This is a genomic window from Streptomyces albofaciens JCM 4342 (genome assembly GCF_008634025.1).
Lineage (GTDB): Bacteria > Actinomycetota > Actinomycetes > Streptomycetales > Streptomycetaceae > Streptomyces > Streptomyces albofaciens.
Genome location: NZ_PDCM01000001.1, coordinates 4,505,580 through 4,531,086, shown reverse-complemented (window position 1 = coordinate 4,531,086; position 25,507 = coordinate 4,505,580). Strand labels below are relative to the sequence as shown.

General features: G+C 74.1%; 6 protein-coding genes. 1 reads left to right on the top strand and 5 read right to left on the bottom strand.

Annotated elements, in window-relative coordinates:
• Positions 1-19: 19 nt before the first annotated feature.
• The 5 genes from CP973_RS19990 to CP973_RS19970 all read right to left on the bottom strand — a co-directional run bounded on the left by CP973_RS19990 (position 20) and on the right by CP973_RS19970 (position 24,783).
• Positions 20-4,429, bottom strand: coding sequence for a non-ribosomal peptide synthetase (locus CP973_RS19990; RefSeq protein ID WP_150242608.1), 4,410 nt, complete (start codon positions 4,427-4,429; stop codon positions 20-22).
• Complete coding sequence (locus CP973_RS19985) at positions 4,414-11,946, bottom strand: non-ribosomal peptide synthetase (protein ID WP_150242606.1); 7,533 nt, start codon at positions 11,944-11,946, stop codon at positions 4,414-4,416. Before CP973_RS19985 ends, CP973_RS19990 begins: the two co-directional genes overlap by 16 nt.
• A complete protein-coding gene (locus CP973_RS19980; RefSeq protein ID WP_150242603.1) occupies positions 11,943-22,754 on the bottom strand; it encodes a non-ribosomal peptide synthetase in 10,812 nt (3,603 codons plus the stop codon). Before CP973_RS19980 ends, CP973_RS19985 begins: the two co-directional genes overlap by 4 nt.
• A 159-nt stretch (positions 22,755-22,913) precedes the next feature.
• Complete coding sequence (locus CP973_RS19975; RefSeq protein WP_150242601.1) at positions 22,914-24,119, bottom strand: sensor histidine kinase; 1,206 nt, start codon at positions 24,117-24,119, stop codon at positions 22,914-22,916.
• Between the two features lie 10 nt (positions 24,120-24,129).
• Positions 24,130-24,783, bottom strand: coding sequence for a response regulator transcription factor (locus CP973_RS19970; RefSeq protein WP_150242599.1), 654 nt, complete (start codon positions 24,781-24,783; stop codon positions 24,130-24,132).
• Positions 24,784-24,954: 171 nt separating this feature from the next.
• Here CP973_RS19970 and CP973_RS40055 point away from each other — a divergent pair, with 171 nt between their 5' ends.
• A complete protein-coding gene (locus CP973_RS40055; protein WP_167538386.1) occupies positions 24,955-25,467 on the top strand; it encodes a hypothetical protein in 513 nt (170 codons plus the stop codon).
• The last annotated feature ends 40 nt before the right edge of the window (positions 25,468-25,507 follow it).

The following is a 25,507-nucleotide window of genomic DNA, read 5'->3' as shown; positions in this document are numbered from 1 at the left end:
CGTGTTCCGGTGGAATGGGTCATGGCGCCGGGCTCGCGTCCCGGTGCGGGCGGCCGTCCGCCGCCGTGGGCGGGTCGATGCGGAGGCGGCCGAGTTTCGCCGCGGGCTCCGCCGCGACCTGTCGCAGTACGCCGGTCAGCTGGGCGGCGAGCGCCTCCACGGTCGGCCGCTCGAACAGGTCGGCGCTGTACCAGATGACGCCCTCGACGCCGGCCGGACCGCCGTCCGCCGACCTCGACTCCCGCAGCGTCACGGCCAGTTCGCCGCGCGCCGCGCCGCGGTTGCGGTGGGCGGGCTGGAGCGGCTCGGCCGTCAGGCCGGGCAGGTCCCAGGGCGCTTCCGGCAGGTTCTCCATGCCGATGATCATCTGGAAGGGCCGGTGTCCGAGGCGTTCCTCGACGGGCTGGGACGGCAGGTCCTCGTGGGCGTACGCGGCGAGGTCGGCCTTGCGCACCCGGCGGACGAGTTCGGCGAACGCCGGGTCGCCGCCCGCGTCGGCGCGCAGCACCAGGTGGTTGGCGAACAGGCCGACCACATCGCTCGTCGCGTCGTCGGCGCGTCCGGCGGAGACGGTGCCCATCGGGACGCTCTCGGCGCCGCGCCGCGCCCACAGGGCGGCGACGGCCGCCCGCAGCACCATGAAGAGGGTGGCCCGCTCGCGCCGGGCGGTCTCCAGCAGGGCCCGGTGCGCGGCCTCGTCCACCGTGAAGGTGACCTGGCCGCCCTGGCCGGTGGGCGGGTCCGGCGGTATCCGGTCGTGGGCGAGCAGGGGCTCCTCCGGCAGGTCGGCGAGGACGCCGGTCCAGTACGCGAGGCGGCGGCCGAACGGGCTGTCCGGATCGTCGAGGCGGGCCAGCTGCTCGTGCTGCCGTACGGCGAAGTCGGCGTACTGGAAGGGCAGCGGCGCCCACCCGGGTTCGCCGCCGGCTGCCCGCGCGGCGTAGGCGGTGGACAGGTCACGGGCGATCAGCCCGGTGGACCAGCCGTCCGCGGCGATGTGGTGCACCACGATCTGGAGTACGTGGTCGTCGGGCGCGAGGGCGAAGAGGGTGGCCCGGCAGGGCGGTCCGGCGGCCAGGTCGAAGGGGCGGGCGTGGGCGGCTTCCAGCGCCGCGGTCAGCTCGTCCTCGGTGAGGGGCACGGCGGGCAGCGGCACCGGCGCGGGTTCGGTGACCACCTGCCCGTCGGCCTCCGTGAAGCGGGTGCGCAGGGATTCGTGGCGGGCGAGTACGTCGTTCCAGGCCGCTTCCAGGGCGTCCGGCCGCAGCGGGCCGCCGAGCCGTACCGTCAGCGGGATGTTGTACCGACTCTCGCCGGAGAGCATCGCGCGCTGACCGGGCGTCAGCGGAATGGTGCCGGGGCGCGGTCCCGCGGCGGGTGCGGGATGCTCTGCGGCGTCGGCCAGGCGGGCGGCCAGGTCGGCCGGGGTCGGCGCCTCGAACAGCTCGCGCACTTCCAGGTCCTTGCCGAGGACGGCCTGGACGCGGCCGGCGAGCCGGACCGCCAGCAGCGAGTCGCCGCCGAGGTCGAAGAACCCGTCCTCGGCGCCGACCCGGGCGACGCCCAGGATCTCGGCGAACAGGGAGCACAGGATCTCCTCCACGGGGGAGTTCGGGCCGCGGCCCCGGTATCCGGCCGGGTGGTCCGGTGCGGGCAGGGCGGCCCGGTCGACTTTGCTGTTGGCGGTCAGCGGCAGCTCGTCCAGCACCACCGTCGCCGACGGCACCATGTAGTCCGGCAGCCGCTCGGCCGCGAAGTCCCGTACGCCCGCCGCGTCCCCGACGACGTACGCCACCAGCCGCTTGTCGCCCGGCCGGTCCTCCCTGGCCAGCACCGCGACCTGCCTCACCCCGGGGCACCGGGCGAGGACGGCCTCGATCTCGGCCGGTTCGATCCGGAAGCCCCGGATCTTCACCTGGTCGTCGGCCCGCCCCAGGAAGAGCAGGTGCCCGTCGTGGTTCCAGCGGACCAGGTCGCCGGTGCGGTACATCCGCGCGCCGCCCTCGTACGGGCACGCCGCGAACCGTTCGGCGGTCGGCGCGGGACGGCCGAGGTAGCCGCGGGCGACGCCCTGCCCGGCGATGTACAGCTCGCCGGTGACCTCGGGCGGGACCGGCCGGAGCGCGGCGTCCAGGACGTAGACCCGGACCGCGTCGCGCGGGCCGCCGATCGGGAGGACGGCCGGGGCCGGGGCGCCGGGGCCGACGGCGAAGGTGGTGGCGCACAGGGTGGTCTCCGTCGGCCCGTACAGGTGGCTGACGGTGAGGCCGGGGCAGGCGTCGCGGACGCTCGCGACGGCCTCGGCGGGCACCGCGTCGCCGCCGGTCAGGACGTGCCGCAGACCGGTGAAGCACTCGGGCGTCTCCTGCGCGAGGACGCGGAAGAGCCCGGCCGTCAGGTGCACGGCCGTCAGCCCGTGGTCGGTGACCAGGCGGGCCAGGGCCTTCGCGGTGAGGTCGTCCGGGGGCGCGATCACCACGCGCCCGCCGTTCAGGAGCGGGACCCACAGTTCGAGGGTGGAGGCGTCGAAGGTGTGCGGCGCGTGGAAGAGGACGCGGCCGGTGGCGATGCCGTCCCAGCAGGCGTCGAGGGCGAGGGCGGTGATGTTGCCGTGGGTGGCGACGACGCCCTTCGGCTCCCCGGTCGAGCCGGAGGTGTACATCACGTACAGGCCGGAGTCCGGGGTCACGGTGGCCGGGAGCGGGGTGTCGGCGCGGTGGCGCAGGGCGTCCTCGACGTCGGCCTCCGTCAGGACGGCGGCGGGCGCGGCGTCGTCGAGCAGGGCCCGTACGCGTTTGGCGGGCAGGGCGGTGTCCACCGGCACGGCCACCGCCCCCGCCTTGGCCGTGCCCAGCAGCGCGACGACGAGTTCGGGCGAGCGGGCGAGGGTGACCACCACCCGGTCCCCCGGCCGGGTGCCGGCGGCGCGCAGGTGCCGGGCGACCCGGTCGGCCCGCGCGTCCAGGGCGGCGTAGGTCAGGGTCGTCTCGCCGGAGACCAGCGCGATGTCGTCGGCGTGCTGCCGTACGGTCCGCGCGAACAGTTCGGGGACGGTCGTCGGCACGGGTCCCGCGGCGCCGGTGTTGACGCCGTGCAGCAGCCGGTCGCGTTCGCCGGGGACGAGGATGTCGATGTCACCGGCCCTGATGTCCGGGTCGGCCGCGAGCTGTTCCAGGATGCGGACGAAGCGCGCGGCGAGCAGTTCCGCGCTGCGGCGGTCGATCAGCTCCGGGCGGTGGGTGAGCAGGAACAGCAGCTCGGGGCCCGGGAAGGCGGCCAGGCTGAGCGGGTAGTGGCTGACGTTGTGGGCGCGTACGGGGGTGAGCTTCAGCGGCGGTCCCTCCTCCTCCGCCAGGGGGCCGCGCGGGAAGCTCTCGTAGACCAGCAGGCTGTCGAACTCGGCCCCGGGCCCGCCCGCCCGCTGGATTTCACTGAGCCCCAGGTACTGGTGGGGGATCAGGGCGCCCTGCCGGGTCTGCACATCGGCGAGCAGTTCGGCCACCGGCCGGTCGGCCGCGAGGGGCACCCGTACGGGAATGGTGTTGATGAACAGCCCGAGCATGCTCTCCACGCCGCGCAGTTCGGCGGGGCGGGCCGCGACCGTCGCGCCGAACACCACGTCGTCCCGGCCCAGCAGGCGGCCGAGGAGGAGCGCCCAGGCGCCCTGGACGCAGGTGTTGGGGGTCAGGCCGGAGCGGCGGGCCAGCTCGGTGAGCGCTTCGGTGGCGGGCCGGTCCAGTTTCACGGTGACCTGTTCGTGTCCGGCGGAGGGCGCCGGGCGGCTCGCCGAGGGTGCCAGCAGCGTCGGTTCGCGCAGCCCGGCGAGGTCGGCCCGCCACGCGGCGCGGGACGCCTCCTTGTCCTGGGCGGCCAGCCAGCCGAGGTAGTCGCGGTAGGGCGGGACGGGCGGCAGACCGGACGGGTCGCCGCCCGCCTCGTAGAGGGTCCACAGCTCGTGCTGGAGCGTGGGCAGGGACCAGCCGTCCATCAGGATGTGGTGGTTCGTGCAGATCATCCGGTGCCGGTCGGGGGCTAGGCGCAGCAGCATCAGCCGGAGCAGCGGCGGTACGGCCAGGTCGAAGCGCCGTACGCGGTCCTCGTGGGCCAGCCGTTCCGCCTCCGCGAGGGCGGCCTCGGGCGGCCGGTCGCTCAGGTCGACGTCCCGCCAGGGCAGTTCCACCCGGGCCGGGATGACCTGGACGGGCTGTTCCAGGCCCGGCGGCTGGCGGAAGCAGGCCCGCAGGGTGGCGTGCCGGGCCACCAGCGCCTGCCAGGAGGCGCGCAGCGCTGCCGCGTCGAGGTTCCCTTCGATGTCCACGGCGTCCTGGACCACGTAGGCGTCCTCGGCCCGCTCGTCGAAGAGGGAGTGGAACAGCAGTCCCTCCTGGAGCGGCGTCAGCGGCCACACATCTTCTATGCGGCGTTCCACGGCATACCTCCCGTACCGGGTATTTCGTTGAAGTCGTCCTCCAGGGCCTCCAGCTGACCGAGCGTCAGGTCGACCAGCGGCAGGTCCGAGGGGGTCAGGCCACCCGCGTGCGGGGCCTCTCCGAGCGCGGCCAGCCCGGCCAGCAGGGCGGTCCAGCGGTCCGCCAGTCGCTCCGCCCCGTCCTCGGACAGGGCCCCTTCCAGCCACGACACCAGCAGCACCAGCTCGGGGCCGGTGTCGGAGTCGCGGACCAGGCCGCCGAACTCCAGCGCGTGCAGGGCGGGCAGCTCCGGGTCGGCGTCGGCGCCCATGGCGCGGGGGCCGGCCGGCTGCCAGTCGCCGGTGTCCGGGCCCGCGACGGCGAACCGGCCCAGGTAGTTGAAACCGGCCGCGGGCGTGGGCAGCTCCCCGTACGTCCGGGCGGCCTGTTCCTTGACGCGTTTGAGCAGCCGGTCCGCGGCCGGGCCGCCCGCGCGCACCTCGTCGAAGTCGGTGACGCCCGCGTCCAGGCGGACCGGGCGCAGGGTGGTGAACCAGCCCACCGTCCGCGACAGGTCCAGGTCGCCGTCGCGGCCGTGCCCTTCCACGTCCAGGACGACCGGGCCCGGCCGGTCCTCGGTGAGGGCCGCGGTGAGCGCGGCGAGCAGCACGTCGCCGGTGGTGGCGTGGAAGGCGGCGGGCACGGTGGTCAGCACCGCGTCGGCCGTCCGCGCCGGCACGGTGAACGTGCGCTGCCGCATCTGCCCTTCGGTGCCTTGGACCGGCCCGGCGGCCCGTGGCCGGTGGGCCGCCGCCGCTTGTTCGGCGTACGTGCGGAACGCGGCGGCGACCGGCGCGAGCTCCGCGTCCGGCTCGGCCCAGGCCGCCGCGAGGTCCGGCAGCAGGATGCGCCAGGAGACCGCGTCGAAGACCAGGTGGTGCACGACGACCACGAGCCGTCCGGACCGTCCGCTCCCCCGGTCGAACCAGACCGCCCGCAGGGTGGTGCCGGTGCGCGGGTCGAGCCGGCCGGACGTGGCCCGCGCCTCGGCGTCGATCAGGTCCTCGAACGCCTCGCCCGTCAGTCCCGTGGCGTCGACGCGCCGGACCCGGTCCGGTACGGGCGCCGCGTCGCCGACTTCGAGGTACGGCTCAGCGCCGTCCGGGACGACCAGGCGGGCCCGCAGCATGGCGTGGTGGTCCACGGCCTTCTCGACGGCCCGGGTCAGCCGGTCGAGCCCGGCCCGCGCCGGGACGCGTACGACGGTCCACTGTGCGAAGCGGGCGGCCAGTGCGTCCGGTCCGCCGCGCGCCGCCAGCTCCCGCATGATCGGGGTGAGCGGGACGACGCCGTGGCCGTCCTCGTGCCGGACGCCGTCGTCCGTGACGGGCCGGGCGACCAGGGCGAGCGCTTCCGGCGTCTTGTGCTGGAAGATCTCGGCCGCGGTGATCCGGTACCCGGCCTTGGCGGCGCGGGCGACGAGCAGCAGGGAGATGATGCTGTCGCCGCCGAGCTCGAAGAAGCTCGCGTCCGCGGCGACGGGAACGGACGGTTCCGTGTCGTCGTCCGGTGTGCCGATGCCGAGGAGTTCCGCGAAGAGGTGGCAGAACAGCGTCTCCAGCGGGGTGCGGGGCGCGCGCCCCGCGGAGGCCGCCGTGTACTGCGGGGCCGGCAGGGCGGCCCGGTCGACCTTGCTGTTGACGGTCAGCGGCAGCTCGTCCAGCACCACCGTCGCCGACGGCACCATGTAGTCCGGCAGCCACTCCGCCGCGAAATCCCGTACACCTGCCGCGTCCCCGACCACGTACGCCACCAGCCGCTTGTCCCCCGGCCGGTCCTCCCGCGCCAGCACCGCGACCTGCTCCACCCCCGGGCACCGGGCGAGCACCGCCTCGACCTCCGCGAGCTCGATCCGGAATCCACGGACCTTCACCTGGTCGTCGGCGCGCCCGAGGAAGACGAGGTTGCCGTCCCGGTCCCAGCGCACGAGGTCCCCGGTGCGGTACATGCGCCCGCCGCCGTCGTACGGGCACGCCACGAACCGCTCGGCGGTCAGCGCGGCCCGCCCCAGGTAGCCACGGGCGACACCCTCGCCCGCGATGTACAGCTCGCCGGGCACGCCCACCGGGACGGGGCGCAGGAACCGGTCCAGGGCGTAGACCCGGGCGCCGTCGCGCGGGCGGCCGATCGGCAGGACGGCCGGGGCCCGCGTGCCGGGCGCGACGGCGTGGGTGGTGGCGCAGAGCGTCGTCTCGGTCGGTCCGTACAGGTGGTGCAGCGTGACGCCGGGGCACGCCTCGGCAACCCGGGCGACCGCCTCGGGTGGTACCACGTCGCCGCCGGTCAGCACGTGCCGCAGGCCCGCGAAGCACTCGGGCGTCTCCTGCGCCAGCGCCCGGAACAGCCCGGCCGTGACGTGCGCCGCCGTCACCCCGTGCTCCGCGACGAGCCCGGCGAGCGTCCCGCCGTCCATGTCCACGGCGGGCGCGACCACGACGCAGCCGCCGTTGAGCAGCGGCACCCACAGTTCGAAGGCGGAGGCGTCGAAGGCGTGCGGCGCGTGGAACAGCACCCGGCCCGTGCCGATGTCGCCCCAGCACGCGTCGCGCGCGAGCGCCGCCGCGCCGCCGTGGGTGACCATGACGCCCTTGGGCGTCCCGGTCGAGCCGGAGGTGTACATCACGTACAGGCCGGAGTCCGGCGACACCCGCACCGGGGGCGGCGACGCGGGGAAGCCGTCGAGCACGTCCGCCGTGGGGACCTCGGTCACCACCAGCGCGGGGGCGGCGTCCTCCAGCAGGAACCGCACCCGCTCGGCCGGGTACGCGGTGTCCACCGGCACGAACACGGCGCCCGCCTTGGCGGTCCCGAGCAGGACGGTCACCAGCTCGGCGGTCCTGGGCAGCAGCACCGCCACCCGGTCCCCGGCCCCGACCCCCTGGGCGTGCAGGTAGTGCGCGAACCGGTTGGCCCGCGCGTCGAGTTCCCCGTACGTGAGGGCCAGTGCGCCGGACACCAGGGCCGCCGTGCCGGGGTGGCGGGCCGCGGCCTGCTCGAACAGGCCGGGCACCGTCCGGCCGGCGGCGCCGGTGCCGGTACGTCCGACGTTCACCCCGGACACCAGCCGCTGCCGCTCACCGTCCAGCAGGAGGTCGAGGTCGCCCACCCGGGTCCGCGCATCGTCGGCGAACCGGCGGAAGACCGCCACCAGGCGCTCGGTCAGCGCCTGCGCGGTGGCCGGGTCGAACAGGTCGGTGGCGAACTCCAGCAGACCGTCGAGGCCGCCCCCGTCCGGCCGCTCGCGCAGCACCACCGACAGGTCGAACTTCGAACTGGTCAGCCCCACCTGGACGACCTCGGCGTCCAGGCCGGGGGCCGAGAAGCCGGTGCCCGGCGCGTTCTGGAGGGCGAAGGCGACCTGGAACAGCGGGTGCCGGGCCAGCGAGCGCACCGGGTTCAGTACATCCACCAGGTGCTCGAACGGCAGGTCCTGGTGGGCGTAGGCGGCGAGGTCGGCCTCGCGTATCCGCCGGACCAGTTCGGTGAAGGCGGGGTTGCCGCCGACGTCGGCGCGCAGCACCAGGGTGTTGAGGAAGTTGCCGACCAGCCCGTCCAGCGTCTCGTCCGTACGGCCCGCGATGGGCGTGCCCAGCGGTACGTCCTCGGCGCCGCCGAGCCGGGACAGCAGCGCCACGACGGCGGCCTGCGCGACCATGAACAGCGTCGCGTCGCACTCGCGCGCGATCTCCTGGAACCGCCGGTGCACGGCGGCGTCCACGGTGAACGGGAGCATCGCGCCCCGGTGACTCGCCGTCGCGGGCCGGGGCCGGTCGAAGGGCAGCTCCAGCTCTTCCGGCAGGTCGGCGAGGGTACGGGTCCAGAAGTCGAGCTGCCGGCCGAAGAGGCCGTCCTCGGTGTCCTGGGCGAGGAGTGCACGCTGCCAGAGGGTGAAGTCGGCGTACTGGACGGGCAACGGCGCCCAGCCGGGCGCGCGGCCGTCGGCGCGCGCCGTGTAGGCGGTCGCCAGGTCGTCGGCCAGCACGCCCATGGACCAGCCGTCGGCGGCGATGTGATGGACGACGACCAGCAGGACGTGATCGGCCGGTGATATCTCGTACAGCGTGGCGCGCCAGGGCAGTTCCGTTTCGAGACGGAATCCGCGGGCGGCTTCGGCGGCCATGACGGCGTCCAGCGCCTCGTCGCGGACAGCGGCCGTCTCGATGCGGGCCGGTACGGCGGCCAGGATTTCCTGGTGGGCGCTGCCGCCGTCGTCGGGGTAGCGGGTGCGGAGGGTTTCGTGCCGAGCGACCACATCGCCCCAGGCCGCCTCCAACGCCGCGACGTCCAATTCCCCGGTCAGGCGAATGGCGAGAGGAATGTTGTTGGTCGGGCTCGGCCCTTCCAGGCTGTGCAGGAACCACATCCGCTGCTGCCCGAACGACAACGGCATCGGATCGGGGCGCTCGGCCGGTACGAGAACAGGCCGCACCGCCTCGAATTCATCCAAACGTCCCGCAAGCCCGGCAACGGTGGGCGCCTCGAACAGCACCCGCACCGAAATCTCCGCGCCCAGAGCCCCCTTGATACGACTGGCCAGACGCGTCGCCAGCAGCGAATCCCCGCCCAGGTCGAAGAACCCGTCATCGACACCGACCCGCTCCAGGCCCAGCACCTCGGCAAACAGACGGCAGAGAATCTGCTCCTGAGGCGTACGCGGCGCACGGTCCGAGACAGAACCCGCATAGTCCGGCGCGGGCAACGCCGCCCGGTCCACCTTGCCGTTGGCCGTCAACGGCAGCTCGTCCAGCACCACCATCGCCGACGGCACCATGTAATCCGGCAACCGCTCCGCCGCGAAATCCCGTACCCGTACGGCATCCCCGACGACATACGCCACCAGCCGCTTGTCCCCCGGCCGGTCCTCCCGCGCCAGCACCGCGACCTGCTCCACCTCCGGGCACCGGGCGAGCACCGCCTCGACCTCCGCGAGCTCGATCCGGAAGCCCCGGATCTTCACCTGGTCGTCGGCCCGGCCGAGAAAGACGAGGTTGCCGTCCCGGTCCCAGCGCACCAGGTCGCCGGTGCGGTACATCCGGCCGCCGCCGTGCGGGGACGCCACGAAGCGTTCCGCGGTCAGCGAGGGGCGGCCCAGATACTCGCGGGCCACGCCGCGCCCCGCGACGTACAGCTCCCCGGGCACGCCCACCGGGACCGGGCGCAGGAATCCGTCGAGGACGAAGACCCGCACACCGTCCCGGGGCCCGCCTATCGGCAGCACGGACGGCACCTTCGCCCCCGGTTCGATGGCGAACGTCGTCGCGCACAGCGTGGTTTCCGTCGGGCCGTACAGATGGCGCACCGTGACGCCGGGGCAGGCGTCCAGGACGCTCGCGGCGGCGTCGGCCGGTACGACGTCGCCGCCGGTCAGGACGTGCCGGAGGTCGGCGAAGCAGGCGGGGGTCCCCTGGGCGAGTACGCGGAAGAGGCCCGCTGTGACGTGGACGGCCGTGAGCGCGTAGGTGTCGATCAGGCGCGTCAGGGTGTGGCCGTCGAGGTCCGTCTCGGGCGCCACGACCACGCACCCGCCGTTCAGCAGCGGCACCCACAGTTCGAACGTCGAGGCGTCGAAGGCGTGCGGCGCGTGGAACAGGACGCGGCCCGTGCCGATGTCGCCCCAGCAGGAGTCCAGCGCCAGGGCGGCGACGCCGCCGTGGGTGGCCACCACTCCCTTGGGAGTGCCGGTCGAGCCGGAGGTGTACATCACGTACAGACCGGACTCCGGCGTCACCTCGATCGGCAGCGGTTCGGCCGGGAAGTGCCGCAGCGCGTCGTCCGCTTCGGTGCCGCTCACCACCAGGGCCGGTGCGGAGTCCGCCAGCAGGAACCGCACCCGCTCGGCCGGATACGACGTGTCCACCGGCACGAACACGGCGCCCGCCTTCACGATGCCGAGGAGCGCGACGATCAGCTCCGCCGAGCGCGGCAGTGTCACCCCGACCCGGTCACCGGGCACCACCCCCCTGCTGTGCAGATACCGGGCGAACCGGTTCGCGCGCGCGTCCAGTTCGCCGTACGTCAGGGAGCCCTCGGCGGAGATCACCGCCGGCTCGTCCGCGTGCTGTCCTGCCGCTCGCGCGAAGAGGGCGGGGACGGTCGTCGGGGCGGCGCCCGGGGCGCCGGTGTTCACGCCGTGCAGCAGCCGGTCGCGCTCGCCGTCGACCAGCACGTCGAGGCCGCCGACGCGGGCGCCGGGGTCGGCGGCCAGCTGTCCGAGGATCCTGACCAGGCGCCGGGCCAGGAGGTCCGCGTCGGCGCGGGTGAACAGGTCGGGGCGGTAGGTCAGCCGGAAGCGCTCGGCCATCGCGGTGAACGTCAGCGGGTAGTGCGCGGCGTCCCGGCCGCCGACCCCCACCAGGTCCAGGTCCCCGGACACCGTCCGCGCGGTGGTGGCGGTGAGGTCGAGCAGGTCGACGGGATAGTTCTGGAAGACGGTCAGGGTGTCGAACAGGGTCCGGGTCCCGGCGGCGTTCTGGACCTCGGAGAGGCTGAGGTGTTCGTGCGGGAGCAGCGCCGCCTGGGCGTCCTGGAGCCGGGTGAGCAGCTGGGCGACGGTGTCGGCGGGCGCCCACCGGGCCCGTACCGGCAGGGTGTTGATGAACAGGCCGACGGTGGTGTCGATGCCCGGGATCTCCGGCGGGCGGCCGGCCGTGGTCCCCCCGAAGACCACGTCGTCGCGGCCGGTCAGCGCGCCGAGGAGCACGGCCCAGGCGCCCCGCATCACGGTGCTGGTGGTGACGCCCAGCCGACGTGCCAGCCCGGCCAGACCGGTCACCAGCGGGGCGGGCAGTTCGACCCGTACCTCGTCGGGGTCGACCGGGGCGCGGTTGCCGGTCTCCGGTGCCACGAGGGTGGGCTGCGCGCCGTCGAGCGCCTGCCGCCAGGCCTCGGCGGCGGCCGGGCCGTCGCGCCGGGCCAGCCAGGCGAGGTAGCTGCGGTACGGGGTGACCGGGGACAGGGCGCGTTCGTCGCCACCGTTGCGGTACAGCTCGACCAGTTCATCGGCGATGATCGAGGTGGACCAGCCGTCGCACAGGATGTGGTGGACGGTGAGCACGACGCGGGTGCGGGTGTCGCTCACGCGGATGGCGGTGAGCCGCAGCAGCGGCGGTGCCGCGAGGTCGAAGCGCCGGGTCCACTCCGTGCGCACCGCCTCGTCCAGGGCGTCGTCCCGGCGGTCGGCCGGTACGGCGCGCAGGTCCAGCTCCTGCCACGGAAGGTCGGTCTGCTGCGGGATGATCTGCACCGTCTCGCCGGACCTGAGGGTGCGGAACCCGGCCCTGAGCGTCGGGTGCCTGCGCAGCAGCGCGTGTCCCGCCGACCTGAGGGCGTCCGTGTCGAGGCGGCCGTCCAGGTCCAGGACCACCTGGCCCCGGTAGATGTCCGTGGCGTCCGCGTCGTACAGGGCGTGGAACAGCATGCCCTTCTGCATCGGCGCGAGCGGCCATATGTCGGCCAGTCCGGGCTTGCTCACGGTCACTTTCCCCATTCCGTTTCGAGCTGGTCGATGTCGTCCTGTGTGAGGGAGATGAGATCGAGGTCCGACGGGGTGCGGCCGCCCGCGCCGGCCTGCTCGGCGCAGGCCGCGAGGGTCTCGGCGGCCCGGGACCACGCCTGGGCGAGGCGCCGCATGCCGTCCTCGGAGACCAGCGCCGGGTCCCAGGCCCAGCGCGCCGTCAGCCGGGGGCCTTCGGCGGTGTCCTCGGTACGGGCGTCGAGGTCCACGGGGTGGGTGCGGACGCCTTCGGGCGGGTGGGGGTCGCCGGTGGCGGTCCAGGCGGTGGCCGCGTCCGGTCGGTCCGCGGCGGGGACGCGGCCGAGGTAGTTGAACAGGATCGGGGGTTCGGCGAGACCGGCCAGCGCACCGGCCGTCCTCGTGTTCAGCCGGCGGAGCAGGCCGTGCCCGATGCCGTGCTCGGGCAGTTCCCTGACCTGCTCCTTGACGCGTTTGAGTACGGTTTCGGCGCCGAGGGGGCCGGGTTTGCCGCCGCCCGGGTCGAGCCGGACCGGGTGGACGCTGGTGAACCAGCCGACCGTACGGGACAGGTCCACGCCGGGGGCGAGATCACTCTCGCGGCCGTGCCGTTCCAGGTCGACCAGGACGGCGCCGGGCCGGCCGCGCCAGTCGGCGACCGCCAGCACCAGCGCGGCGAGGAGCACTTCGGTGACCTCGGCGTGGAAGGCCGCCGGGACGGTGGTCAGCAGCGCCGTCGTGGTGGCGGCCGACAGCGTCGTACTCATCTCGCCGGAACCGCCCGGCCCCGTGGGCGCCGTCGGCAGGAGCGGGGCCGTGGGTGCGCCGACCCGTTTCCAGAGCGGCAGTTCGGCGGCCCGCGCCGGGTCGTGGGCGCTCCGCCGCAGCAGTTCGGCCCAGCGGCGGAAGGACGTGCGGACCGGGGGCAGCTCCGGCTCGGCGCCCGCCGCCACGGCTTCGTGGGCGAGGGCCAGGTCGTCGAGGAGGATGCGCCAGGAGGCGCTGTCCACGCAGAGGTGGTGCGCGGCCAGGAAGAGCCGTCCTGGCCGGTGCTGCCCGGCGTCGAACCACACGGCTTGCAAGACGCGGCCGGTGTGCGGGTCGAGGCGGCCGGTCGCGGCGGCGCACTGTTCGCGGACGATCGTGGCCGTGATCTGTTCGGCCGGGCCGGGCAGGCGGACCGTACGCAGCAGCTCCGCCGCCCGCACCTCGCCCGGCGGCCGGACGCGCAGGCCGCCGGTGCCGTCGTCGGCACCGGTGTCGCTCACGGGATCGAGCTGGAACCGCAGGGCGCCGTGGTGGTCGAGGACGGCTTGCAGGGCGGCGGTGAGTTCCGCGCCGGTGAGGCCGGTCGGCGTCCACACCATGGCGGTCTGGAACAGCGGTCCGGCCAGCGCGTTCCGGTCGGCGAGCTGACGCATGACCGGGGTGAGCGGCACCGGGCCCGCGCCGTCGTCGTGCCGGGTCTCGTCCTCCGTGACGGGCTCGGCGACCAAGGCGAGGGCTTCCGGCGTCTTGTGCTGGAAGACGTCCGTGGTGCTGATCCGGTATCCGGCCCGGGCGGCGCGGGCGACGAGTTGGAGGGAGATGATGCTGTCGCCGCCCAGCTCGAAGAAGTTGGCGTCGGCGCCGACGCCGGTGTCCGCCGCGGTGTCCGGGCCGGCCGGGCCCGTACCCGCGTCTCCCGTACCGAGACCGAGGACTTCCGCGAACATGCGGCAGAACAGTGCTTCCAGCGGGGTGTGGGGAGCCCGTCCCGCCGACGCCGCCCTGTAGTCGGGAGCGGGCAGCGCCGCCCGGTCCACCTTGCCGTTGCCGGTGATGGGCAGCGCGTCGAGGGGGACGAGGGTGCCGGGGATCATGTAGTCCGGCAGCCGGTCGGCCGCGAAGTCCCGTACCCCGGCGGTGTCGCCGACGACGTACGCGACCAGCCGCTTGTCGCCGGGCCGGTCCTCCCGCACGACGACGGCCACCTGGTCCACACCCGGCGCCTGCCCGAGGACCATCTCCATCTCGGCGGGCTCGATGCGGAACCCCCGGACCTTCACCTGGTCGTCGGCGCGCCCGAGGAAGACGAGGTTGCCGTCCCGGTCCCAGCGCACCAGGTCCCCGGTGCGGTACATGCGCCCGCCGCCGTACGGGCAGGCCACGAACCGCTCGGCGGTCAGCGCCGCGCGGCCGAGGTAGCCGTGCGCGACACCGGAGCCGGCCACGTACAGCTCCCCCGCCACGTCCGTGGGCACCGGGTGCAGGTGGGTGTCCAGGACGAAGACCCGTACGCCCTCGCGCGGGCGGCCGATCGGCAGCACGGGCGGGGCTTCCGCGCCGGGCGGGAGGGTGTGGGTGGTGGCGCAGAGGGTGGTCTCGGTCGGTCCGTACAGGTGGTGGACCGCGGCGCCGGGGCACGCCCCGGTGACCCGGGCGACGGCTTCGGCCGGGACCACGTCGCCGCCGGTCAGTACGTGCCGCAGGCCCGCGAAGCACCCGGGGGTCTCCTGCGCCAGGACGCGGAACAGCCCGGCGGTCACGTGCACCGCCGTGACCTCGTGCTCCGTGACGAGCCCGGCGAGCGTCGCGCCGTCCAGGTCCACGGCGGGCGCGACCACCACGCAGCCGCCGTTGAGCAGCGGCACCCACAGCTCCAGGGTGGAGGCGTCGAAGGTGTGCGGGGCGTGGAAGAGGACGCGGCCCGTGCCGATGCCGTCCCAGCAGGGGTCGAGGGCGAGCGCGGCGACGTTCGCGTGGGTCGCGACGACGCCCTTGGGCGTTCCGGTCGAGCCGGAGGTGTACATCACGTACAGGCCGGACTCCGGCGACACCGGTACCGGCAGCGGGACGGCCGGGAAGTGCTTCAGCGCCTCCGCCACCTCGGAACGCGTCATGACCACGACGGGGGCGGAGTCCTCCAGCAGGAACCGCACCCGCTCGACCGGGTAGGCGGTGTCCACCGGTACGGCCACCGCGCCCGCCTTGGCGATGCCGAGGAGCACGGTGACGAGGTCCGCCGAGCGGTCCAGCATCACCGCGACCCGGTCCCCGGCGGTGACGCCCTTCGCGCGCAGGTACCAGGCGCACCGGTTCGCCCGCGCGTCCAGTTCCGCGTACGTCAGCGTGGCGTGCCCGTACCGCACCGCGGGCGCCTCCGCGTGCCGGGCGGCGATCCGCTCGAAGCACCGCGTGACGGTCTCGCCCCGCGCGTCCGCCCGGTCCGGCGCCGCCGCGGCGGTGACCCGGTTCCGCTCGTCCTCGCCGAGCACGTCGACCCGGCCGGCCCGTACGGAGGGGTCGGCGGTGACCTGGTCGAGCACCCGCAGCAGACGGGCCACCAGGCCCTCGGCGGTCGCGCGGTCGAAGAGGTCGGTGGCGAATTCGAGATAGCACTCCAGGCCCGCGGCGGCGCCCTCGGCGTCCCGGCGTTCCCACATCAGGACCGACAGGTCGAACTTCGAGGTGGACATCTCCACCGGCACCAGCCGGGAGGCCAGGCCCGGGGCGTCGAAGTGGGTCTCGGGCGCGTTCTGGAGGGCGAAGGCGACCTGGAACAGCGGGTGCCGGGCCAGCGAGCGCACCGGGTTCAGCACCTCCACCAGGTGCTCGAACGGCAGGTCCTGGTGGGCGTAGGCGGCGAGGTCGGTCTCCCGTACCCGGGCGACGAGTTCGGTGAAGGCCGGGTTGCCGCTGACGTCGGTGCGCAGCACCAGCGTGTTGAGGAAGTTGCCGACCAGGTCGTCCACGGCCTCGTCCGTACGGCCCGCGATGGGTGTGCCGAGCGGGATGTCCTCCCCGGCGCCGAGCCGTGAGAGCAGCACGGCGACGGCGGCCTGGGCGACCATGAACAGCGTGGCGTCGCAGTCCCGGGCGATCTCCAGCAGGCGGCGGTGCGCGGCGGCGTCCACCGTGAAGGGCAGGAACGCTCCCCGGTGGGTCGCCACCGGTGGGCGGGGCCGGTCGAAGGGCAGTTTCAGGTGCTCGGGCAGTCCGGCCAGCGCCTGGGACCAGAACGCGGCCTGCCGCCCGAAGAGGCCGTCCTCGGTGTCCTGGGCGAGGAGTTCACGCTGCCAGAGGGTGAAGTCGGCGTACTGCACCATCGGCGGCGCCCAGCCGGGCGCGCGGCCGTCGGCACGCGCCGTGTAGGCCGTCGCCAGGTCGTCGGCCAGCACGCCCATGGACCAGCCGTCGGCGGCGATGTGATGGACCACGATCAGCAGCACGTGCTCGTCCGGCGTCACCTCGAAGAGCGTGACGCGCCACGGCAGTTCGCTCTCGATGCGGAAGCCCTGCTCGACACCCGCCGCGAGGGCCTGTCCGATCTCGTCGGCGCCGACCCGGGCGGTGGAGAGGCGTACGGTCACGTCCGCCGCGTCCACGATGTCCTGGCGGGCGCTGCCGCCGTGCTCGGGGTAGCGGGTGCGGAGGGTTTCGTGCCGAGCGACCACGTCCCCCCAGGCCGTCTCCAACGCCGCGGTATCCAATTCCCCGGTCAGGCGAATGGCGAGGGGAATGTTGTTGGTCGGACTGGGGCCTTCCAGGCTGTGCAGGAACCACATCCGCTGCTGCCCGAACGACAACGGCATCGGGTCGGGGCGCTCGGCCGGTACGAGAACAGGCCGCACCGCCTCGAATTCATCCAAACGTCCCGCAAGCCCGGCAACGGTGGGCGCCTCGAACAGCACCCGCACCGAAATCTCCGCGCCCAGAGCCCCCTTGATACGACTGGCCAGACGGGTCGCCAGCAGCGAATCCCCGCCCAGGTCGAAGAACCCGTCATCGATACCGACCCGCTCCAGGCCCAATACCTCGGCAAACAGACGGCAGAGAATCTGCTCCTGAGGCGTACGCGGCGCACGGTCCGAGACAGACCCCGCATAATCCGGCGCGGGCAACGCCGCCCGGTCCACCTTGCCGTTGGCCGTCAGCGGCAGCTCGTCCAGCACCACCATCGCCGACGGCACCATGTAATCCGGCAACCGCTCCGCCGCGAAATCCCGTACCCGTACGGCATCCCCGACGACATACGCCACCAGCCGTTTGTCGCCCGGCTGGTCCTCCCGTACGAACGCCGCCACCTGGGCCACGCCGGGGCACTGTCCGAGCACCGCCTCGACCTCGGCCAATTCGATCCGGAATCCCCGGATCTTCACCTGGTCGTCGGCGCGCCCGAGGAACACGAGGCGTCCGTCCCGGTCCCAGCGGACCACGTCGCCCGTCCAGTACATCCGCCCGCCGAAGGGGCAGGCCACGAACCGTTCCGCCGTCGGGCCCGGGCGGCCCAGATAGCCACGGGCCACGCCGCGCCCCGCGACGTACAGCTCCCCGGGCACGCCCACCGGGACCGGGCGCAGGAATCCGTCGAGGACGAAGACCCGCAGACCGTCCCGGGGCCCGCCGATCGGCAGCACGGACGGCACCTTGGAGCCCGGTTCGATGGCGAACATCGTGGCGCACAGCGTGGATTCCGTCGGGCCGTACAGGTGGTGGATCACGGCGGCGGGACAGGCCTGGGCGACGCGGGCGACGGCTTCGGCGGGGACCACGTCACCGCCGGCGAGGATGTGGCGGAGACCGGCGAAGCACTCCGGGGTCTCCTGCGCGAAGACGCGGAACAGGCCTGCCGTGACGTGTACGGCCGTCAGCGCGTGGTCGGCGGTCAGCCGGGCCAGCGCCGCCCCGTCCAGATCCACCGGCGGCGCCACCACCACGCACCCGCCGTTCAGCAGCGGCACCCACAGCTCGAACGTCGAGGCGTCGAAGGCGTGCGGCGCGTGGAACAGGACGCGCCCGGTGCCGATGTCGCCCCAGCAGGAGTCCAGCGCCAGGGCCGCGACGCCGCCGTGGGTGGCCACCACTCCCTTGGGCGTGCCGGTCGAGCCGGAGGTGTACATCACGTACAGGGCCGACTCCGGCGATACGCGTACCGGCAGCCGGGCCGCCGGGAAGTCCTCGTCGGCCGCCTCCCGCACCTCCGCCTCGCCCACCACCAGGGCCGGTGCGGAGTCCGCCAGCAGGAACCGCACCCGCTCCGCCGGATACGACGTGTCCACCGGCACGAAGACGGCTCCCGCCTTCACGATGCCCAGCAGCACGGTGATCAGCTCCGCCGAGCGCGGCAGTGTCACCCCGACCCGGTCACCGGGCACCACTCCCCTGCTGTGCAGATACCGGGCGAACCGGTTCGCGCGCGCGTCCAGTTCGCCGTACGTCAGGGACACGTCGTCCGCCCGTACGGCGATATCGGCCCACGACCGCCGCACGGCCGCCTCGAACAGGCCGAGGACCGTACGGTCCTCGACGGTCGCCGCTCCGACGTTGACGCCGGAGACGAGCCGTTCCCGCTCCCCGGGGGCGAGGAGTTCGACCTCGCCGAGCCGTATGTCCGGGTCGGCGGCGACCTGGCCGAGCACCGCGAGCAGCCGGGTGATCAGCTGCTGAGCGCCCTCCGGGTCGAAGAGGTCGGTGGCGTACTCCAGGTAGCCGTCCAGGCCCGCGCCGCCGGGCCGCGCCGCCAGGCCGAGGGCCAGGTCGAACTCGACCGTCGCAGGCGGGACGGGGACCGGGGCCGCGGCGAGGCCGGGCAGGTCCCAGGCGGGGTGGAGCGCGTCCTCCAGCACCAGCAGCACCTGGAACAGCGGGTGCCGGGCGGCCGACCGGGCGGGTTTCAGGGCTTCCACGAGGTGCTCGAAGGGGAGGTCCTGGTGGGCGTAGGCGGCGAGGTCGGCGTCCCGGGCGCGGGCCACCAGCTCCCGGAAGCTCGGATCGCCCGCGGCGTCGGTGCGCAGGACCAGGGTGTTGAGGAAGAAGCCGACGACGTCGTGCAGGGTCTCGTCGGTGCGGTCCGTGACGGGGGTGCCGAGCGGGATGTCGTCGCCCGCGCCGAGCCGGGACAGCAGCAGGACGACCGCGGCCTGGGCGACCGTGAACAGGGTGGTGTCACCGTCGCGGGCGATCTCGCTCAGCCGCCGGTGCACCCGGGCGTCGACGGTGAACGGCAGGACGGCGCCGTGGTGGCCGGCCGCGGCGGGGCGGGGCCGGTCGGTGGGCAGGGCGATCTGGTCCGGCAGGCCGGCGAGGGTCCTGGTCCAGTGGGCGAGCTGTTCGTCGAGCAGGCCGTTGCGGCTGTCGAGGAGGTCGTGCTGCCAGAGGGTGTAGTCGGCGTACTGGACGGGCAGCGGCCGCGGGTCCGGCGCGCGGCCCGCACTGCGCGCGGCGTACGCCGTCGAGAGGTCGCGCGCGAGGACGCCCATCGACCAGCCGTCGGCGGCGATGTGGTGCACGACCACGAGCAGGACATGGGCGCCGTCGGGCAGCTCGAACAGCGTCGCCCGCCGGGGCGGTGCCGTGTCGAGGGCGAACCTGCGGCCGACGTGGTCGGCCAGGTCGGTGTCCAGGGCGTCTTCGGTGGTGGGCACGATGAGCAGGTCCTCGGCGTGGTCCCCGGCGTCCAGCACGAGCTGGTGGGGTACGCCGTCGCGCTCGGGAAAGACCGTGCGCAGCGGCTCGTGGCGGGCGATGACGTCCGCCCAGGCGGCACGCAGCGCGGGGATGTCCAGGGCTCCGGTGAGGCGGACGGCCATCGCCATGTTGTAGGCGCCGCTGGTTTCCTCCAGCCGGTTCGCGAACCACATGCGCTGCTGCCCGAACGACAGCGGCAGGACATCGGGCCGCTCCGCCGGGACCACGGGCGGCCGGCCGGCGCCCAGCTCGTTCAGCCGTCCGGCCAGCCCCGCGACGGTGGGCGACTCGAACACCACGGTGATCGGTATCTCGACGCCCAGGGCGGCGCGGGCGCGGCTGGTCAGCCGCATGGCCAGGAGGGAGTCGCCGCCCAGGTCGAAGAACCGGTCGTCGATGCCGACCCGCTCCAGGCCGAGGACCTCGGCGAACAGTCGGCACAGGGTCTGCTCGTGCGGGGTGCGGGGCGCGCGGTCCGTGGTGGCCGCCGCGTAGTCGGGGGCGGGCAGCGCGGCCCGGTCGACCTTGCCGTTGGCGGTCAGCGGCAGCGTGTCGAGGGTGATGACGGTGGCGGGGACCATGTGGTCCGGCAGCCGGTCGGCGGCGAAGTCGCGTATTCCGGCGGTGTCGCCGACGACGTACGCGACCAGCCGCTTGTCGCCGGGCCGGTCCTCCCGTACGACGACGGCCACCTGGTCCACGCCCGGCGCCTGCCCGAGGACCGTCTCGATCTCGGCGGGCTCGATGCGGAAGCCCCGGACCTTCACCTGGTCGTCGGCGCGGCGCAGGAAGACGAGGTTGCCGTCCCGGTCCCAGCGCACCAGGTCGCCGGTGCGGTACATGCGCCCGCCGCCGTACGGGCAGGCCACGAAGCGTTCCGCGGTCAGGGCGGGGCGGTTCAGGTAGCCGGGGGCCACGCCGCGCCCCGCGACGTACAGTTCGCCGGTCACGCCGACCGGTACCGGGCGCAGGGCGTGGTCCAGGACGAAGACCCGTACGCCGTCGCGCGGAGCGCCGATCGGGAGGACCGCGGGCGCCGGTGTGCCGGGCGGGAGGGTGTGGGTGGTGGCGCAGAGGGTGATTTCCGTCGGGCCGTACAGGTGGTGCAGCGCAGCCTGCGGGCAGGCCTCGGCCACCTGGGCGACGGCTTCGGCGGGGACCACGTCGCCGCCGGTCAGGATGCGCCGCAGCCCGGCGAAGCACTCCGGGGTCTCCTGCGCGAGGACGCGGAACAGGCCTGCCGTGACGTGTACGGCCGTCAGCGCGTGGTCGGCGGTCAGCCGGGCCAGCGTCGCCCCGTCCAGATCCACCGGCGGCGCCACCACGACGCACCCGCCGTTCAGCAGCGGCACCCACAGCTCGAACGTCGAGGCGTCGAAGGCGTGCGGCGCGTGGAACAGGACGCGCCCGGTGCCGATGTCGCCCCAGCAGGAGTCCAGCGCCAGGGCCGCGACGCCGCCGTGGGTGGCCGTCACGCCCTTGGGCGTGCCGGTCGAGCCGGAGGTGTACATGACGTACAGACCGGACTCCGGTGATGTCCGGACCGGCAGCGGCGCGGGCGAGAAGTCGCGCAGGGCGTCCTCCCGGACCGCTTCCGGGCCGCTGATCACCAGCGCGGGCGCGGAGTCCGCGAGCAGGTACCGCACCCGCTCGGCCGGGTAGGACGGGTCGACCGGTACGGCCACCGCGCCCGCCTTCGCGATGCCGAGGAGGGTGACGACCAGGTCCGCGGAGCGCGGCAGCAGGACGCCCACCCGGTCACCGGGTGCCACTCCCCCGGTGTGCAGGTGCCGGGCGAAACGGTTGGCCCGTGCGTCCAGTTCGGCGTACGTGAGGGTGCGCGCGCCGCAGACGACGGCGGGCGCGTCCGGGAAGCGGCCGGCGACCTCCGCGAAGCGGGCGGGCACGGTCGTGTCCGGCGGGGCCGGGCGGCCGGTGTTCACCTCGGTGAGCAGCCGCTCCCCTTCGCCGTCGAGCAGCGCGTCCACCCGGCTCACCGGCAGCGCCGGGTCCGCCGTCAGCTGGGCGAGGACCGCGGTGAGCCGGGCGGCCAGGGCGACGGCCGTCTCCCGGTCGAAGAGTTCCGCGTTGTGCCAGAGCCCGCCCTCGATGCCGCGCGGCGCCCCGTCGGCGTCGTGCCGCTCGCTGAGGTTGAGGTAGAGGTCGAAGAGGCCGAACGTCAGGTCGTCCCGGGCGGCCTCGATACCGACCCGCTCCGGTACGGCGGTCAGTCCGGCCAGGTCCCAGGCGGCGCCGGGCGCGTCCTCCAGCACCAGCAGGACCTGGAAGAGGGGGTGCCGGGCCAGTGAGCGGTCGGGGTTCAGCACCGCGACGAGATGCTCGAACGGGAGGTCCTGATGCGCCTCGGCGGCCCGTTCCGTGGCGCGGACCCGCCGGACCACCTCGGTGAAGACCGGGTCGCCGGTGAGGTCCGTCCGCAGGACGAGGGTGTTGGCCGCGAATCCCACGAGGTCTTCGAGGGCGGGGTCGGTGCGGCCGTCGGCCGGGGAGCCGGTGGGAATGTCCGCACCGGCACCCAGCCGGGAGAGCAGGACGGCCAGCGCGGCCCGTACCACCATGAGCGGCGTGGCGTCGCAGTCGCGGGCGAGTTCCAGCAGCGCCCGGTGGGTGTGCGCCGGGATGCGGACCGGGACGGAGCCGCCCTCGTGCCGGGGCTCGGCGGGGCGGGGCCGGTCGCAGGGGAGGTCGAGCTGGGCGGGCAGCCCCGCCAGGTTCCGCTGCCAGTAGGCGAGCTGGCGTCCGTACACGCTCTCCGGGTCCCGCTCCGCGCCGAGCAGTTCCTGCTGGCGCCGGGCGAAGTCCGTGTACGCGAGGGGCAGCGGCGCCCAGTCCGGCCGGCGCCCCCGCGAGCGGGCGGTATAGGCCCGGGACAGGTCGCGGGCCAGGATTTCCAGCGACCGGCCGTCCACGGCGATGTGGTGCACCACCAGCAGCAGCACGTGTTCACGGGCGGACAGGGCATACAGCGTCGCCCGGCACGGCGGCTCGGACCGGAGGTCGAACTCCCGGCCCGCCTCCGCCGCCAGGGCGCCGGCCACCTCCTGCTCGGTGACGCCGCGCGCCGTGAGCCCGGCGGGCGGATCGTCCAGGACCCGTTGCCGGGCCTCGCCGTCCGCCTCGGAGAAGACCGTGCGCAGCGCCTCGTGGCGCCCGACGACATCGGCCCAGGCCGCTTCCAGGGCCGGCCGGTCCAGCGCGCCGGTGAGCCGGACGGCCGTCGCCATCGTGTAGGCGGTGCCGGTGTTCTCCAGCCTGTTGACGAACCACATGCGCTGCTGGCCGGACGACAGCTCGATCCCCGCCGTCTCCGTCCGGGCAGCGCGGATATTCCGGTTTCCGCGCACGCCGAGCTCCCCCCGTGAATTACAACGCCGCGCGGCCACAACTCTTTACGGGGCGCGCGGCGGCAGCTCTTGCGGCGAAGATACCCGTACGGCGGCGGCACCACGCAATGTCCAGCGATGCGGAATTTTGACATCCAGAAAAGAAAATCAGCGCCGGGTTCAGGGTGCGACGGGAGGGAATTCGACGCGGATTTCCAGACCGCCGTCCGGCAGCGGTTCGGCGTGCAGCCGGGCGTCATGGGCGGCGGCGATGGCGGCGACGATCGACAGGCCGATGCCCTGGCCCTCGTGGCCGCCGAGGCGGGTCGCCCGCAGCCGCTGGAACGGCTGGAAGATCAGCTCGATCTGGGACGGCGGGACCTCGGGCCCGGTGTTGCGCACGCACAGCGCGGGCCGGTTCCCGCGCAGGCCCGTCCACACCCGTACCCGGCCGTCCGGCACGTTGTGCCGCACCGCGTTGTCGACCAGGTTGATGATCAGCCGCTCCAGCAGCGGCGGGTCGCCCAGGACCGCGGCCGGCGCCAGCTCGCTGCCGATCCGTACGCCCGGCGGCCCGTCACCGGCGCGGGGCTGCTCCAGATACTCGGCGGCCAGCGCCGCCAGGTCCGCCGGCACCCGCCGGTCCAGGCCGCGCTGGCTGCGCGCCAGCGTCAGCAGCGCCTCGATCAGCTTCTCCTGCCGGGCGTTGCTGCCCAGCACCCGTACGCAGGTCTCGCGCAGCTCGGCGGCGCTCGCGTCCGGGTCGGCGAGGGTGATCTCCAGCAGGCTGCGCTCGAACGTCAGCGGGGTGCGCAGTTCGTGGGAGGCGTTGGCGACGAATCTGCGCTGCGCCTCGAACGCGCCCTCCAGGTGGTCCAGAAGCGCGTCGAAGGTGTCGGCCAGGTCCTTGATCTCGTCGGACGGGCCGGGCGCGCTCAGCCGCCGGTGCAGGTCGTTCGCCGAGATCGCCTTGGCGGTGTCGGCCATCGTCCGCAACGGGCGCAGCACCCGGCCGGCCACCACCCAGCCCAGCCACACCGACAGGAAGGTCAGCAGCGCCAGCGCGATCCCGGACGAGGTGAGCAGCTTTTCGAGATAGTCGCTGCGCTGCTGTTGCAGACGCTGCTCCAGGTCCACCGTCGGTGCCGGCACGCCGGTGGGGGAACCGAGACCGCTGGGGCTCACGGACGCGGCGGGCGGGTTGGGCGGCTCGACGCCGGACCACGGCGGCCGGCCCGCCACCAGCAGGTAGACCACGGTGAGCAGCAGCACCCCGGTGACGAGGAAGAGGCCCCCGTACAACAGGGTCAGCCGCAGCCGGATGGTCCAGCGGACCCTGCGGAGGCGGCCGGGCGCGGGCCGGGCCGGGCGCGGTACGCGGCGCATCCCGGCGTCCTCAGATCCGGTATCCGGCCTGGGCGACGGTCTCGATGAGCGGCGGGTCGCCCAGCTTGCGGCGCAGCCGGCTGACGGTGACCTTGACCGTGTTGGTGAACGGGTCGGCGGCCTCGTCCCAGGCGCGCTCCAGCAGTTCCTCGGCGGAGACCACGCGGCCGCCCGCGGACAGCAGCAGTTCGAGGACGGCGAATTCCTTGGGGCTGAGGTCCAGGCGCTTGCCCGCCCGCGACGCGGTGCGCTTGCCCGGGTCCAGTTTGAGGTCGGCGTGGCACAGCACCGGGGGCAGCGCGGGCTGGCTGCGGCGGCCCAGGGCGCGGATGCGGGCGACGAGTTCGGCGAACGCGAACGGCTTGGGCAGGTAGTCGTCGGCGCCGCCGGCCAGGCCCTCGACCCGGTCCTCGATGGTCGAGGCGGCGGTCAGCATCAGGACCCGCGCCGGGTACCCCTCGGTGACCAGCGTCTGGCACACCTCGTCGCCGTGGACGCCGGGCAGGTCGCGGTCGAGGACGACGACCTCGTACCGGTTGACCGAGGTGCGTTCCAGCGCGGCCGTGCCGTCCAGGGCGACATCGACCGCCATGCCTTCCCGGCGCAGGCCCGCGGCCAGCGTCTCCGCGAGTTCGCGATGATCCTCCACCACCAGAATCCGCATGGCCCCCACCGTCGGCTCGACTCCGTTGATCGTGACCTTGCTCGCGGGGCGGTTACAGCGGCGTAAGGGCGCCGGCCGGGGTTACAGGCGCCTAACACCCGGCGTTCCGTCGCGGTAACCGCCCGGTTGGTGAACTGGCTTCCAGACGTCCAGCGTCCCAGAGGAGTTGACATGTCGGCACCGTCCGAAGAGGAAACACCACGTAGGAAGAAGCGCAGGCTGCTCGTCGCGGCGCTGGCGGCCGGCGGTACCGTGCTCGTGCTGCAGACCGGCACGTCGTCCGCGGCGCCGGCCGCGTCGTCGGCCAAGATCGGCGCGGCGGCGGCCACGTCCTCGGCGTCGGCGTCGAGCGGTACGGGCGGGTCCGGCGAGGACGCCTCGACGCGGGAGAAGCAGGCCGAGGCGTTCACCCAGTGCATGCGGGAGAACGGGGTCAAGGACTTCCCGGGCATCACGATCAAGGAGAACGGACAGCTTCAGCTGAAGGGCGGGAGCAACATCAACCCGGTCTCCAAGGCGTACCGGTCGGCGGCCAAGACCTGTGCGTCGAAGCTGCCGTCGGGCACCAAGAGCCTGCCGAAGGAGCCCACCGCGGTGACCCCCGAGACGCCGTCGCTCGGTTTCACCTGCACCGAGGACTGCCCTTCGACGCCCAAGGCGCCGAGTCTGCCTTCTGATTTCTGACCCGCGGGCACCACGTCCAACCGCCCCAATTGGGCGGTTG

What these genes read in the sequence shown, in the direction of transcription:
- CP973_RS19975 (WP_150242601.1), bottom strand. Translation starts at nt 24,119, where the DNA reads ATGCGCCGCGTACCGCGCCCGGCCCGGCCCGCGCCCGGCCGCCTCCGC.
- CP973_RS19970 (WP_150242599.1), bottom strand. Translation starts at nt 24,783, where the DNA reads ATGCGGATTCTGGTGGTGGAGGATCATCGCGAACTCGCGGAGACGCTG.
- CP973_RS40055 (WP_167538386.1), top strand. Translation starts at nt 24,955, where the DNA reads ATGTCGGCACCGTCCGAAGAGGAAACACCACGTAGGAAGAAGCGCAGG.